The organism is Pseudonocardia xishanensis (assembly GCF_039541715.1).
Lineage (GTDB): Bacteria > Actinomycetota > Actinomycetes > Mycobacteriales > Pseudonocardiaceae > Pseudonocardia > Pseudonocardia xishanensis.
The window spans coordinates 51,399-64,419 of record NZ_BAABGT010000101.1 but is presented as its reverse complement, the minus strand read 5'-3'; the positions used below and the strand labels follow the sequence as shown (position 1 = coordinate 64,419).

The window sequence follows — 13,021 nt, the reverse complement described above, 5'->3', positions numbered from 1 at the left end:
GACGGTGTCACCGGTCCACCCCTCCCATCACGGGGTCGATGCTCGCGACGGCGGCGATGACGTCGGCGACCATGCCGCCCTCGCTCATCGCGGGCATGCACTGCAGGTTGACGAAGCTGGGGTCCCGGACGTGGACGCGGACCGGCCTGGTCCCGCCGTCCGACACGAGGTGGTAGCCCAGCTCGCCGCGCGGGGACTCCACACTGGAGTACACCTGGCCCGGCGGGACGTGGAACCCCTCGGTGACCAGCTTGAAGTGGTGGATCAGCGACTCCATGGACTGCCCCATGATCTTGCGGACGTGCTCCAGGGAGTTGCCCATGCCGTCGCTGCCGATGGACAGCTGGGCGGGCCAGGCGATCTTGCGGTCCGGCACCATCACCGGGCCGGGCTCGATCTTCGCGCAGGCCTGCTCGATGATCCGCAGCGACTCGCGCATCTCGGCCACCCGCAGCAGGTAGCGGGCGTAGCAGTCCCCCGCCGTCTCCGTCGGGACGTCGAACTCGAACTCCTCGTACAGCGAGTACGGCTCGACCTTGCGCTGGTCCCAGGGCAGGCCTGCCGACCGCAGGATCGGACCGGTCGCGCCGAGCGCGAGGCAGCCGTCGACCGGCAGGTAGCCGACGCCCTCGAGGCGCTGCTTCCAGATCGGCTGCCCCGTGAGCAGGTTGTCGTAGTCCGGCAGCCGGGAGTGCATGACCTTGACGAAGTCGAGGACCTTCTCCTTCCAGTCCTCGGGGAGGTCCTGGGAGAGGCCGCCGGGGCGGATGAAGGCGTGGTTCATCCGCAGCCCGGTCAGGTACTCCAGCAGGTGGAGGACCTCCTCGCGCTCGCGGAACCCGGCCGTCATGCCGGTGAGCGCGCCGAGCTCCATGCCGCCGGTGGCCAGGCAGACCAGGTGCGAGCCGATCCGGTTGATCTCCATGAGCATGACCCGGATCAGCGCCGCGCGGCGCGGCACCTCGACCTCGAGCAGCTTCTCGACGCCCAGGCAGTACGCGGCCTCGTTGAACAGCGGGGCCAGGTAGTCCATCCGCGTCACGAAGGTGACGCCCTGGGTCCAGGTCCGGTACTCGCAGTTCTTCTCGATGCCGGTGTGCAGGTAGCCGATCACCGAGCGGGCCTGGGTGACGGTCTCGCCCTCCAGCTCCAGCACCAGGCGCAGCACGCCGTGCGTCGACGGGTGCTGCGGCCCCATGTTGATCACGATGCGGTCGTCGTGCTCGTCGGTGGACACGCTGTCCATCAGCTCGTCCCAGTCACCGCCGGTGACCGTGTAGACGGTGCCCTCGGTGGTCTCGCGGGGTTCCGCGGCGTAGGGATCGGTGGTGCTCACGAGTACGCCCTCCGCTCATCGGGCGGAGGGATCTCCGCGCCCTTGTACTCCACGGGGATCCCGCCGAGGGGGTAGTCCTTGCGCTGGGGGTGGCCCTCCCAGTCGTCCGGCATGAGGATCCGGGTCAGCGCCGGGTGGCCCTCGAAGACCACGCCGAACATGTCCCACGTCTCGCGCTCGTGCCAGTCCGCCGTGGGGTAGACGCCCACCACGCTCGGCAGCCGCGCGTCCGCCGGGTCCAGCGCGACCTCGAGCCGGATCCGACGCCGCCACGTCATCGAGAGCAGCTGGTAGACGACGTGCAGCGGCTGGTGCACCGCGGCGCCGTCCGGGGCGGTGTAGTCCACACCGGACACGCCGGACAGCAGCTCGAAGCGCAGCTCCGGGGAGTCCCGCAGCGTGCGGCAGACCTCCTCGATCCGCTCCCGCTCGACGTAGAACGTGATCTCGCCGCGGTCGATGGTGATCTGCCGGACGGCGCTGCGGGCGACGCCGCGGCCCTCCAGGGCCTCCGCCAGGTCGTCCGCCAGCTGGTCGAACCAGCCGCCGTAGGGGCGCTCGGCAGGGGCGGGCGCGTAGCCGGGCAGCCGCAGGCCGCCGAAGCCGGAGGTGTCGCCGGAGCCGCGCACGCCGAACATCCCGGAGCGCTCGCGGGTCGGGGCGAGCCGGGTGCCACCCTCCGGTGCCGCGGCGGTCTCGGTGGCCTGCTCGACCTCGCCGGACTCGGGGGCCTCGCCGCCCGCGGCGCGCTGCTTCTCGGTGGCCGCGCCGCTCGCCTCGGCGGAGGACTGCGCGCCGCCGGTGGGCTCCTCGCGGTCCTTGCTGGTGCCGGTGGGTTCCGTCATCGCGGCATCACTTCTTCGCGTACTTGATCGAGGACGGGATCATCGGCGTCTTGTAGCCGCTCGCGGCCAGCTCGGCGGCCCGCTTGCGGCCCAGCGGCTCGTCGGAGATCTTGGCGTGGATCTTGAGGATCGCGTCCATGAGCATCTCGGGGCGCGGCGGGCAGCCGGGCAGGTACATGTCGACCGGCACGATGTGGTCGACGCCCTGCACGATCGCGTAGTTGTTGAACATCCCGCCGGAGCTGGCGCAGACCCCCATCGCCAGCACCCAGCGCGGTTCGGGCATCTGGTCGTAGATCTGGCGCAGGACCGGGGCCATCTTGTTGCTCACCCGTCCGGCCACGATCATCAGGTCGGCCTGGCGCGGGGACGCGCGGAAGACCTCCATGCCGAAGCGGGCGAGGTCGTAGCGCGGCGCGCCCGTCGTCATCATCTCGATGGCGCAGCAGGCCAGGCCGAACGTTGCAGGCCACAGCGAGGACTTGCGGGTCCAGTTGACCAGCTTCTCGACGCTGGTCAGCAGGACGCCGGACGGAAGGTGCTCTTCGAGACCCATGTCAGTTCCAATCCAGCCCGCCGCGCCGCCAGACGTAGGCGTACGCGAAGCCGACCGTGACGATGAACAGGATGATCTCCACCAGGCCGAACAGGCCCAGGGCGTCCGCGCTGACCGCGAACGGGTAGAGGAAGACCATCTCGATGTCGAACAGGATGAACAGCATCGCCGTGAGGTAGTAGGCGACGGGCATCCGACCGGTGCCGACGACCGGCTTCGGCGACGGCTCGATCCCGCACTCGTAGGCGTCGAGCTTGGCCCGGTTGTAGCGGCGCGGTCCGATGTAGGGCGCCGCCGTGACGGAGAAGAGCGCGAACGCGCCCGCCAGGAGGGCCATGAACAGAAGCGCCAGATAGGGATCGAGCATCGTGCACCTTCGTTGTCTGCACTGCTACGGGGGCTTGCGTGTGACCTGCGTGATCTCCGACGGCACCCTACGTGTGCGGGGTCACCTCACCCCGGGTGAGGGGGCCCTTACCCGAGGACGGGAACGATGATCGGGCGGGCGCGTGCGTGCGACGGCGGTGTCCGTCGAGCCCGCGGGACCTGCGCCGACGACGAACACGTCGGCCCCCTGCCCCCCGCGGTCCGGCGGCGCCGTCGGTGGTGGGTTCGGGCGCTGGCATTCCGCTCCTTGTGAACTGGTTCACGAGGTACTTGTGAACTGTTTCACGAAGTTCGGCGGGATGTCCAGGCGGCCCGGCGGCGTCGCGTCCGGTTCCGGGGAACGGCTCAGACGGGCTTCGTGGCGCGGTGCAGAGCGACCGCCCCGCCCGCGAGGTCGCGCCAGGCCACCCGGGACCAGCCCGCCCCGGCGATGATCTCCGCGAGCCTGCGCTGCGGCGGCCAGTCCACGATGGACTCGCTCAGGTAGGTGTACGCCTCGGGGTTCGACGACACCCGCCGCGCGATCGCGGGGAGCACCCGGCGGAGCATCACGTCCTGGTACGCGACGCGGTAGGGCGTCCAGGTCGGGGTGCCGAACTCGCAGACCACGAGTCTGCCCCCGGGCCGGGTGACGCGGGCGAGCTCGGCCAGCGCACGGGCGGTGTCGTTGACGTTCCGCAGGCCGAAGCTGATGGTGACGGCGTCGAACGCGGCGTCCGCGAACGGGAGGTCGAGCGCGTCCGCGGCGACCTTGGGGACGGTGCGCCGGGCGCCGGCCCGCAGCATGCCGAGCGAGAAGTCGGCGGCGACGCAGTACGCGCCGGACTTGGCCAGCTCCTCGGTGGAGACCGCGGTCCCGGCGGCGAGGTCGAGCACCCGCTGCCCCGGCCGCAGCTCCAGCGCCTCCCGGGTCAGGCGCCGCCAGCGCCGGTCCTGCCCCGCGGTGAGGACGGTGTTGGTGAGGTCGTAGCGCCGCGCGACGCCGTCGAACATCGCCGCGACGTCCTGCGGGTCCTTGTCCAGCTCCGCCCTGCCCACGGGATGAACCCTACGGGGGCGGTGCCTCAGCCGCGCTGGCCGGGGATGCTGCGGAGCGCCTCGCGGAGGCCGTCGAGGTACTCCGCCCGAGTGCGGCGCGCGATCGCGTCCCACTCGGCGGCGGGGCGCGCGAGCGGGCCGGTGGCGCCGGTGAACGAGCCCATCCCGTGCAGGGCGATCCACCGGTGGTCGTAGCCGTGCGGGGTCGCGCGGTCCCACAGCACCGCGCGGACCACGGTGCGGCGCAGGCGCTCCGGGTCGGTGAACGCGAACCGGTTGATGGGCCCGCCGAAGCGCTCGGCGAGCACCCCCACGGCGCTGCCCGCGGTCGGGTCGGTGCAGCGGTTCGCGTCGAACCGGGCCCGGACCTGCGCGGCGTGGAACCAGAACGCGGCCTCGGCCGGGCGGCCGCGGTCGAGCAGCACCTCGCTGAGCGCGAAGAGCACCGGCGGGGCGCACCGCTCCGGCTCGAGCTCGACGAGCTCGGCCGTGCGCCGCCGGACCTCGGGATCCGCGTCGAGCAGGCCGGCGATCGCATCGAGGGCGAGCTGCGTGTCGATCTCCGCGTACTCGCCGGTCGGCTCCACCACCACGGTCTTCTGCGTCATGCTCCGACTCTCGCCCGGTGCGGCGATCCGGACATCCGTGACTCTACGGAGGACCCTGCGTGATGAGGTGACTACCGTCGGTCAGGTGATCGCTCCCCACCCCTCCCGTCGCACGGTGCTGCTCGGCGGGCTCGCGCTCGTGACCGCGGGCTGCGCCGTGCCGCCCGGCCCCGACGGACTCGACGAGCCCACCGAGACCCCCACCCCCGACCCGACGCCGACGCCCTCCCCCGCGGCGGCGGCGGCGACCGAGCTCGCCGCGCTGGAGCAGCGCTTCGGCGGGCGGCTCGGGGTGTTCGCCGTCGACACCGGCACCGGCACGACGATCGGCCACCGGGCCGACGAGCGCTTCCTGATGTGCTCGACGTCGAAGATGCTCGCCGCCTCCGCGATCCTCGCCCTGCGCCTGGACCGGCCGGGGCTGCTGGAGCGCTCGATCTCCTACCCGCGGACCGTGCTCGTCGCGAACTCGCCGGAGACGCAGCAGCACGGCGCGATGACCGTCGCCGAGCTCTGCCGGGCCGCGATGACCCTGAGCGACAACACCGCGATGAACCTGCTGCTCGAGGTGCTCGGCGGCCCGGGCGGGCTCACCGGTTTCCTGCGCCGCAGCGGCGACGGGATCAGCAGGCAGGACCGCACCGAGACCGACCTCAACGTCCTCGACGGCGACAAGGACACGTCGACGCCGGCTCGGATGGCCGCGAACCTGCGGAGCTTCGCCCTCGACGACGGCCTGGACCCCGAGGGCCGCGACCTCCTCGTCGGCTGGTTGACGGCCAACACGACGGGCGCGACCCGGATCACGGCCGGCCTGCCCGCGGACTGGGTGGTCGGGGACAAGACCGGGGCGGGCGCCCAGGGCGAGATCAACGACGTCGCGGTGGTGTGGCCGCCGGGGCGCGCGCCGCTCGTCATCGCGGTCTACACCTCCCCCGCCGACCCGGCCTCGGACGGCAGCCCCGAGACGGTCGCCGACGCGGCTGCGATCGTGGCCCGCACCCTCTGACCGACGCCCGGCCGTCCGCCTCGGAGGCGGTGGGGTCTCACTCGCGGGCGGTCGGGTCTCACTCGCGGGTCAGGGGGTGAGGGTGGCGAGGAAGCCGTCCACTGCGGTGGGCCAGGAGTAGGCCTCGGCCCTCGTGCGGGCGGCGGCGCGGCGGAGGGGTTCGGCGGCGGCGAGATGGGTGGTGACGCCCCGGGCGAACTCCTCCGGGGAGTCCGCGGCGCCCGCGGAGCCCACGATCTCCGGCAGCGCCGAGGACCGCGACACCACCACCGGCGTGCCGCTGGCCAGCGACTCCAGGGCCGACAGGCCGAAGGTCTCGTGCGGGCCGGGGGCCAGCGAGACGTCCGCCGAGGCCAGCAGCGCGGCCAACCGGGCCCGGTCCGGGACGAAGCCCAGGAAGTCCACCGGGAGCCCGGAGGCCCTGCGCTGCAAGGCCGCCCGTCGCGGCCCGTCCCCCGCCACGACCAGCCGGACGCGGTGTCCGGAGTCGCACAGCGCGGCCACCGTGTCGATGCTGCGCTCCGGGTGCTTCTCCGGCGAGAGGCGACCACAGTGGACCAGCAGGGCGTCCGCGCCGCCGCCGAGCCGCGCCCGGAGCGCGGCGGAGTGCCGCGCGGGCGAGAAGGTCGCGAGGTCCACGCCCAGCGGCACCTGCCGGACGTTGCGCGCCCCGATCCGGTCGAACTCCTCGCGGGCGAAGGCCGTCGTGCAGACCACGGTGTCGTAGGCGGCGGCCATCCGGGCGTTGGCGGCGTCCGCGACCCGCCGGGCCGTCCCCGTGGGCAGCAGGAACTGGTGCAGCAGCCGGTCGAGCCGCTCGTGGGAGATCACCACCGACGACACACCCGCCTCCGACGCCCACGAGCCGAGCCCGCGCAGGGTGAGCCGGTCGGAGACCTCGATCGCGTCCGGGCGGAGCCGGTCGAGCAGCCGCCGCACCCGCCACGGGTCGACGGCCCGGTACCCGCCGGTCCCCGGGATCCGCGGGGCGGGCACCGTGATCCGCCGGACCGTGCCCGCCCGACCGTGCCCGCCACCGACACCGGGCCCACCGACACCGGACCCACCGGCCCCCGGGAGCCCGGGGCCGGGGTGGGGCGGGCCGGGAGTGGCGCCCGGCGGGACCACGACGTCCGACGCGCGGTCGCCCGGCACCACGAGGACGACCTCGTGCCCCCGGGATGCGTACCCCGCGCCCAGGGCGTTGAGGGCGGTGCGCAGGCCGCCGGAGCGCGGGCCGTAGAAGTTGGCGAGCTGGACGATCCGCACGTCAGGCCGCCCTGCCCCGCAGCGGCACGGCGGCACCCGCCCGCACGACCTCGCCGTAGTGGCAGAGCAGCTCGTCGCACACCGCACCCCAGGTGCGGCGCAGCACCGACCGGCGCGCCGCGGAGCCGAACTCGGCGCGCAGCACCGGGTCCCGCAGCCGGTCGACGGCCACCCGCAGGTCCGGCCAGCCCGGCTCCTCGTCCGGCGGCAGCGGGACCAGGTAGCCGGTGCGACCGGGCAGCACCAGGTCCCGCGGCCCGCCCGCGTCCGGTGCGACGACCGGCAGCCCGGACGCCAGGCCCTCCTGCACGGCCTGGCAGAACGTCTCCGCGGGTCCGGTGTGGACGAACACGTCCAGCGAGGCGTAGATCGTCGCGAGCTCGTCCCCGCCGCGGAAGCCGAGGAACGCGGCGTCGGGCAGCGCGGCGCGCAGCCGCTCCTCGCTCGGTCCCGCGCCCACGATCACGAGCCGCACCCCCGGCATCCCGGCCAGCGACGCGAGCCGTTCGACCTGCTTCTCCGGCGCCAGCCGTCCCACGTAGCCGACCAGCAGCTCACCGGACGGCGCCAGGGCGGACCGCAGCTCGGCGGACCGCTTGCCGGGGGTGAACCGGCGGGTGTCCACACCGCGCGCCCACTGGTGCACCCGCGGCACCCCGCGCTCCCGCAGGGCGTCGGTCGCCCAGGAGGACGGCGCCAGGGTCCGGTCCGCCTGCGCGTGCAGCCGACACGTCCAGCGCCAGGCGGCCCGCGCCGTCAGGCCGAGGCCGTAGGAGGCGGCGAACCCGGCGACGTCGGTCTGGTAGACCGCGACGGTCGGGATGCCGAGCCTGCGCGCGGCCTGCAGCCCGCGGGCCCCGACGACGAACGGCGCCGCCAGGTGCACGACGTCCGGGTCGAACGCGCGCAACGCCTTCATGATCCGCCGACTCGGCACCCCGACCGGCATCGAGGACACCACCGGCAGCTCCAGGGCGGGCACCCGGACCACCGGGACGTCCTCCCAGGAGGTGGGCTCGTCCGTGCCCGGGGCGATCACCATGGCCTCGTGCCCGCCCGCGCGCAGGTGCTCCAGCACCCGCAGCACCGAGTTGGTGACCCCGTTGACCACGGGGAGGAAGCACTCGCTCACGATCGCGACTCGCACCCCGGCACCGTGTCGCGCGCCCCCGTCCGGCCGGTGACCTGCGCACGAACAACCCGACAACAGCGCGAGAGTTCACCGCGGAGATGCTGCGGCGATACCCCGGGCCGGGATCATCTCCCCCCATGACGGTCATGACCCGCACCCCGGCTCCGGTGGACCCGGGCATGCTCTCGCGCGCCCTGGAGGTCGCCGGGCGCCTCGCCAACGACGCTGCGGAGGTCATCGCCGCCACGGCGGGCCGCGCCCCCGGCTCCGAGTCCAAGGCCGACCCGTTCGACTGGGTCACCGACACCGACCGGACCCTCGAGCGGCACACCCGCCGGGTGCTCGCCGCCGAGTTCCCGGACGTCCCCGTGATCGGCGAGGAGTACGGCGGCGAGGCGGACCCGGCCCGCTTCCGCTGGATCGTCGACCCGGTCGACGGCACGGCCAACTACGTCGCCGGGCTGCCCTGGTGCGCGTACAGCCTCGGGCTGGTCGACGCCGACGGCCCCGTCGTCGGGGTGATCGCCGATCCCAGCCGGGCCCAGATCTACGCCGCCGCCCGCGGCCGCGGCGTCCGCGCCAACGGCGCCCCGGTCCGCGCCGCCTCGGGCACGACGGCGGTCGGCGCGCTGGTCTGCGCGGAGTCGCCCACCCCGTCGTTCGTGGAGCGGGCCGCGGCGCACCACACCGGGGTGCGGGTGCTCGGCTCGTCCGCGCTCGCGATCACCCAGGTCGCGCTGGGTCGTGCGGTCGCCGCCGTGCTCGACGGCTACCGCGAGTGGGACGTCGCCGGGGCGCTGTGCCTGGCGTTGGAGGCCGGGGCCGTGGTCGTGGACCGGGCCGGCAGGGCCGACCCGATGCCGGAGGGCGGGCTGCTGGTCGCGGTGCCCGCCGTCGTCGAGGAGGTCTACTCCTGGTGGGCGGCCTGACGCCGCCTGCCCACGAGCACCGCCGACCCGCCGAACACGAGCCAGCCGCCCGCGGTGAAGGCGAGCAGCCACGGTAGGCCGGTCCACGCCGTCCGGCCCGCGACGCGGACGAGGTCCGGTTCGGCCCGGGCGTACTCGACCTCGACGGTGCCCCCGGTCTGCAGGCCCCGCGGGTAGTAGACGCCCCGTTCGGGTACCTCGAGCTGCCCCTCGGCGGCCGGGAAGCGGATCAGCGTGCGACCGAAGCCTGCGTCGAGGACCTCGGCCGTGGCGGTGCCCGGATCGCGGTCGATCGCCAGATCGTCCGCCACGGCCCCCGCGAACGCGACCGCGCACAGGGCCGTGACCAGCACCGCGAGGCCGACCAGGATGCGCGGGAGGGCCCGGCGCAGGGCCACGCCGATGGTGCGGGCGGTCCGCCCCGCCTCGACGACGACCTCCGCCGCCACACCCCCGGCCACACCGTGACTCTAGTCATCGCCCCCGGGCGGCCCCCGCGCGCCGTGCCTAACCTGGTGTGCGTGACGACCGCCGCGCTGCCCACGGGTCTGCGGGTGCGCACCCGCGAGGTGGACGCCCCCGCAGGCGGGCTGCTCGCCCTGTTGCCGTCGGCGCGGGGGCCCCTGTCCTGGGTCCGCGGGGGCGAGGGGCTCGTCGGCTGGGGCGAGGTCGCGCGCGTCACGACCACGGGCCCGGGCCGGTTCGCCGAGGCGGACGCGTGGTGGCGCGGGCTGGTCGCGGACTGGGAGATCGCGGACGAGGTCGGGCTGGCCGGGACGGGGCCGGTCGCGTTCACGTCGATGACCTTCGCCGACTCCTCGCCGGGGTCCGTGCTGGTGGTGCCGCGCGTCGTCGTCGGCATGCGGGGCGGGCGGGCGTGGGTCACCGAGTTCGGCGATCCCACCCCGGTGCCCACGGAGCCGGTGCGCCCGAGCCGCGGGCTGCGCTACGCGGACGGGGACCTGCCCGTCGCCGGCTACCGGGCGGCGGTGGCCGAGGCGGTCCGGCGGATGCGGGAGGGCGAGCTGGACAAGGCCGCCCTGGCCCATGACCTGCTCGCCGTGTCCGAGGCCGACCACGATCCGCGCCACCTGCTGCGCGGGCTCGCCGCGCGGTACCCGACCTGCTGGGCCTACGCGGTCGACGGGCTGGTCGGTGCCACCCCGGAGCTGCTGCTGCGCAAGCGGGCCGGGACCGTGGAGTCCCGGGTGCTGGCGGGCACGGTCTGGCCGGGCTCGGGTGAGCTGGGCACGGAGAAGAACCTCGTCGAGCACCGGTACGCGGTGGACTCGCTGGTCGAACGGCTGCAGCCGTTCTGCCGCGCGCTGGACGTGCCCGCCGCACCGTCGGTGCTGGCGCTGCCCAACGTGTCCCACCTCGCCACGGACGTCCGCGGCCGCACCCGGGGGGACGCCTCGCTGCTGCGCATCGCCGGCGCGGTGCACCCCACCGCCGCGGTCGGCGGGACGCCCCGCACCGAGGCCCTCGAGCTGATCTCGGCGCTGGAGGGCATGGACCGCGGCCGCTACGCAGGACCCGTCGGGTGGGTGGGTTCCGCTGGGGACGGGGAGCTGGGCGTGGCGCTGCGCTGTGCCCAGCTCACGGGCCCGGTCGCCCGCCTGTTCGCCGGCTGCGGGATCGTCGCGGACTCCGACCCGGACACCGAGGTCCGCGAGGCCGCGGCCAAGCTCCGCGCGGTGCGCGAAGCGCTCTAGTCCCCGGGAGTTGCTCTCGGCGGACGTGCCGGCGTCGTTCGGCAGCGCGAACCGCAGGGTGTCGCTGCCGCCGCTGGTGGCGCCGAGCATGGACCCGTTGCCCGGCAACGGGTTCTCAACGAAGTCGGACATGGGCACCGGCGCGGTCGCGACGGTCGACACCGGGAGCTCACGACGACCACGGTCATCTGGTCCTGCAGGTCGCCCCCGGCCTCGCACGCGCCGCCCTCGGCGGTCCGCTCCGGCGCGGTGCAGGTGCCGTCGCCGCCGGTCGGGGTCAGGCTGTCGGTCAGCGTGCCCGCGATCGAGCCCGTGTTCGCCACGGTGAACGTGCGGTCCTCGGTGTAGCCCGGGGCGATGTTCGTGCCGGTGAACAGGGTCGTGTTGCCCGAGGTGCCGACCTCCAGGTCGAGTGTGCCCGTGGTCCGGGTCCGCCCGGGCCGGTCTCGGTGTCGGTGAAGGCGGCATGAGTGCCCGCCCCGATGGCGGCGGCGATGACCGCCGCGACGACCCCGATGATCAGGCCCGCCTTGCGGCGCCCGGCCTTCTTCTCGTTCTCCTGCACGGCCATGCTGTTCTGCTCCGGTCACCGGGAACCGGTTGACGCCGCGTGGACCCGGGGGAGAAATCGTCGCAGCGGGCGCCGAGTATGCAAAGGCGCAGGGGAGCCGCCACCGTCATGCCGGGCGCGGCGTCCACGACGCCGACCCTGGTCTTCGCCAACTCCACCGGCTCGGGCACCGTCACCGCGACCCTCACGGTGGTGTAGGCCGCCGGGTCCACGACCCCGCGGATCACGCTCAGCGCCAAGCCCGCCACCACGGCGGAACCGAGCTTCGACGCTGCCCGTGACCGGCCGGGGAGCGCCGGGCCGTTCCTGGTGGTCGGGTCCGCGGGGGCGGACACGGTCGTCGGGTCCGCCGGGGCGGACCGGCTCCACGGCGGGCGCCGGCCGAACCCGCGGTCCCGGAGGGCGCCGCGGACCCCACCACCGCCGCCCCGGCCTCCTGACCCTGCCGTCTCGCGACCACCTGGTCCGGGCACGGTGAGCCCGGGCGGTCAGAACCGCCGGTCGTGCTCCAGTGCGGCTCGCAGGAGCTCGGCCTCCACGCGGTAGGCCTCGCGCTGCTCCCACAGCCCCCGCACCGCGCTGAACAGGAACGGGACCGCGGCGGCGAGCAGCGCCGCGGTCGCCGCCAGGGTCAACGCGACCGGAACGGTCGCCGCGACCCCGGACACCGCCACCGCGTGCGCCGCGGCGAGCGCCGCGAACGCCAGCCCGACGCGGCGCAGCAGGGGCCGGTCCCGGCGCAGGCCCGCGACGAGCGCGAGCAGCCCGGCCGCCCCCGTCCCGGCCCAGGCCGCGAGCAGCGCGGCCGGAGCGGCACCGGGCGGGAGCGCGAAGGCGGGGGCGAGCTCGCCGACCGTGCCCGCGAGGGTGGCGGCGCACGCCAGCGCGGCGCCTGCCGCGACCACGACCGGGCGGCGGGCCGCGGAGCGCCTGCGCACAGCGACCACCAGCAGCGCGACCACCCCGAGCAGCCCGACGACCTCGACCCCGGGCCAGAGACCGCCCTCGTGCAGGTCGAGCGCCGTGCCCAGCGGCCCGACCAGCGTGTACCCGGCGATCGCGGCCGCGATCCGGACGGCGCGTCTGCTCCCGGAGGCCCGGCCCGCCACCGCGGTCGCCGTGGCCGCGACGGTCCCGCCGGCCAGCGCCAGGACGGCGGCCGGGCGCGGGGCGGGCAGCACGCCGTCGAGCCCCCGCACGGCCGCCCACGCGACCAGCGCGGTGCCGACCAGCGCGCCGAGCTCCCCGAGGAAGGCCGGCCAGGACGCCCGGGACACGGGCGGCACGGCGGGTGTGGGTTCGACCGGGGCGGCGCCGCGGGTCCAGGGCGCGGGGGTGCCCGCCGGGCGGCGCCACCGGCCGGTGACCCAGTCGTCCGGGCTGCGGGGAGCCGGGGCCGCCCGGAGGCCGGACGCACGGGCGTCCTGGTGTGGGACGGGCCGCGGCTCGGGGAGGGGGCCGTGGCTCCGGAGGGTGGAGGTCACCGGTTCCTCGGGGCTCGGGGGCCGCCGCGGGGCGCGACGACCGGACTCCGCGCGCACGCGGGATCCGTCTCCCGCATCGGCCTCCCGCCGCCGCCCGTTACGCGGAGGGCACGACGGCTGCCGGACCGTGACCACTCGGCGC

At 75.2% G+C, this 13,021-nt stretch carries 15 protein-coding genes; 4 read left to right on the top strand and 11 right to left on the bottom strand.

Going from position 1 to position 13,021, the window contains the following annotated elements:
• Window positions 1–7 precede the first annotated feature (7 nt).
• From ABD993_RS31100 to ABD993_RS31075, 6 genes are all read right to left on the bottom strand, one after another.
• On the bottom strand, window positions 8–1,336 hold the full coding sequence (locus tag ABD993_RS31100; protein WP_345426354.1) for an NADH-quinone oxidoreductase subunit D: 1,329 nt from the start codon (window positions 1,334–1,336) through the stop codon (window positions 8–10).
• The gene (locus ABD993_RS31095) at window positions 1,333–2,181 is read right to left on the bottom strand and encodes an NADH-quinone oxidoreductase subunit C (protein WP_345426352.1); all 849 of its coding nucleotides are present in this window, start codon (window positions 2,179–2,181) and stop codon (window positions 1,333–1,335) included. The genes ABD993_RS31100 and ABD993_RS31095 overlap by 4 nt, the downstream gene beginning before the upstream one ends.
• A gap of 7 nt (window positions 2,182–2,188) precedes the next feature.
• Complete coding sequence (locus tag ABD993_RS31090; RefSeq protein WP_345426350.1) at window positions 2,189–2,737, bottom strand: NuoB/complex I 20 kDa subunit family protein; 549 nt, start codon at window positions 2,735–2,737, stop codon at window positions 2,189–2,191.
• Between the two features lies 1 nt (window position 2,738).
• Window positions 2,739–3,104: an NADH-quinone oxidoreductase subunit A gene (locus ABD993_RS31085; RefSeq protein WP_345426349.1), complete on the bottom strand. Its 366-nt coding sequence runs from the start codon at window positions 3,102–3,104 to the stop codon at window positions 2,739–2,741.
• A gap of 365 nt (window positions 3,105–3,469) precedes the next feature.
• Window positions 3,470–4,162: a demethylmenaquinone methyltransferase gene (locus tag ABD993_RS31080; protein WP_345426347.1), complete on the bottom strand. Its 693-nt coding sequence runs from the start codon at window positions 4,160–4,162 to the stop codon at window positions 3,470–3,472.
• 26 nt (window positions 4,163–4,188) lie between these two features.
• Window positions 4,189–4,770 (bottom strand): hypothetical protein, encoded by a 582-nt coding sequence (locus ABD993_RS31075; RefSeq protein WP_345426345.1) that lies wholly within the window; start codon window positions 4,768–4,770, stop codon window positions 4,189–4,191.
• 85 nt (window positions 4,771–4,855) lie between these two features.
• On the opposite strand from ABD993_RS31075, the gene bla reads away from it, so the two are divergent.
• Complete coding sequence (gene bla, locus ABD993_RS31070; protein ID WP_345426343.1) at window positions 4,856–5,779, top strand: class A beta-lactamase; 924 nt, start codon at window positions 4,856–4,858, stop codon at window positions 5,777–5,779.
• Window positions 5,780–5,848: 69 nt separating this feature from the next.
• Here bla and ABD993_RS31065 read toward each other — a convergent pair whose 3' ends face one another.
• The gene (locus ABD993_RS31065) at window positions 5,849–7,048 is read right to left on the bottom strand and encodes a glycosyltransferase (protein WP_345426341.1); all 1,200 of its coding nucleotides are present in this window, start codon (window positions 7,046–7,048) and stop codon (window positions 5,849–5,851) included.
• 1 nt (window position 7,049) lies between these two features.
• The gene (locus tag ABD993_RS31060) at window positions 7,050–8,195 is read right to left on the bottom strand and encodes a glycosyltransferase family 4 protein (RefSeq protein WP_345426339.1); all 1,146 of its coding nucleotides are present in this window, start codon (window positions 8,193–8,195) and stop codon (window positions 7,050–7,052) included.
• A 122-nt stretch (window positions 8,196–8,317) separates the two neighbouring features.
• Between ABD993_RS31060 and ABD993_RS31055 the strand changes: the two genes are divergently transcribed.
• Window positions 8,318–9,109, top strand: coding sequence for an inositol monophosphatase family protein (locus ABD993_RS31055; protein WP_345426337.1), 792 nt, complete (start codon window positions 8,318–8,320; stop codon window positions 9,107–9,109).
• On the opposite strand, the gene ABD993_RS31050 is transcribed toward ABD993_RS31055, so the two are convergent.
• Entirely contained in the window at window positions 9,088–9,570 is a 483-nt protein-coding gene (locus ABD993_RS31050) for a DUF3592 domain-containing protein (RefSeq protein WP_345426335.1), read from the bottom strand. The two genes, ABD993_RS31055 and ABD993_RS31050, sit on opposite strands and share 22 nt — an antisense overlap.
• A 60-nt stretch (window positions 9,571–9,630) precedes the next feature.
• On the opposite strand from ABD993_RS31050, the gene ABD993_RS31045 reads away from it, so the two are divergent.
• The gene (locus tag ABD993_RS31045; protein WP_345426333.1) at window positions 9,631–10,824 is read left to right on the top strand and encodes an isochorismate synthase; all 1,194 of its coding nucleotides are present in this window, start codon (window positions 9,631–9,633) and stop codon (window positions 10,822–10,824) included.
• A gap of 289 nt (window positions 10,825–11,113) precedes the next feature.
• Here the strand turns inward: ABD993_RS31045 and ABD993_RS36985 are convergent, their stop codons facing one another.
• Window positions 11,114–11,395, bottom strand: a complete 282-nt coding sequence (locus ABD993_RS36985; RefSeq protein WP_425569202.1) for a SipW-dependent-type signal peptide-containing protein — start codon at window positions 11,393–11,395, stop codon at window positions 11,114–11,116.
• Between the two features lie 309 nt (window positions 11,396–11,704).
• On the opposite strand from ABD993_RS36985, the gene ABD993_RS36980 reads away from it, so the two are divergent.
• The gene (locus tag ABD993_RS36980) at window positions 11,705–11,941 is read left to right on the top strand and encodes a hypothetical protein (RefSeq protein WP_425569201.1); all 237 of its coding nucleotides are present in this window, start codon (window positions 11,705–11,707) and stop codon (window positions 11,939–11,941) included.
• Here ABD993_RS36980 and ABD993_RS31040 read toward each other — a convergent pair.
• Window positions 11,884–12,879, bottom strand: a complete 996-nt coding sequence (locus tag ABD993_RS31040) for a hypothetical protein (RefSeq protein ID WP_345426331.1) — start codon at window positions 12,877–12,879, stop codon at window positions 11,884–11,886. The two genes, ABD993_RS36980 and ABD993_RS31040, sit on opposite strands and share 58 nt — an antisense overlap.
• Window positions 12,880–13,021: the final 142 nt, after the last annotated feature.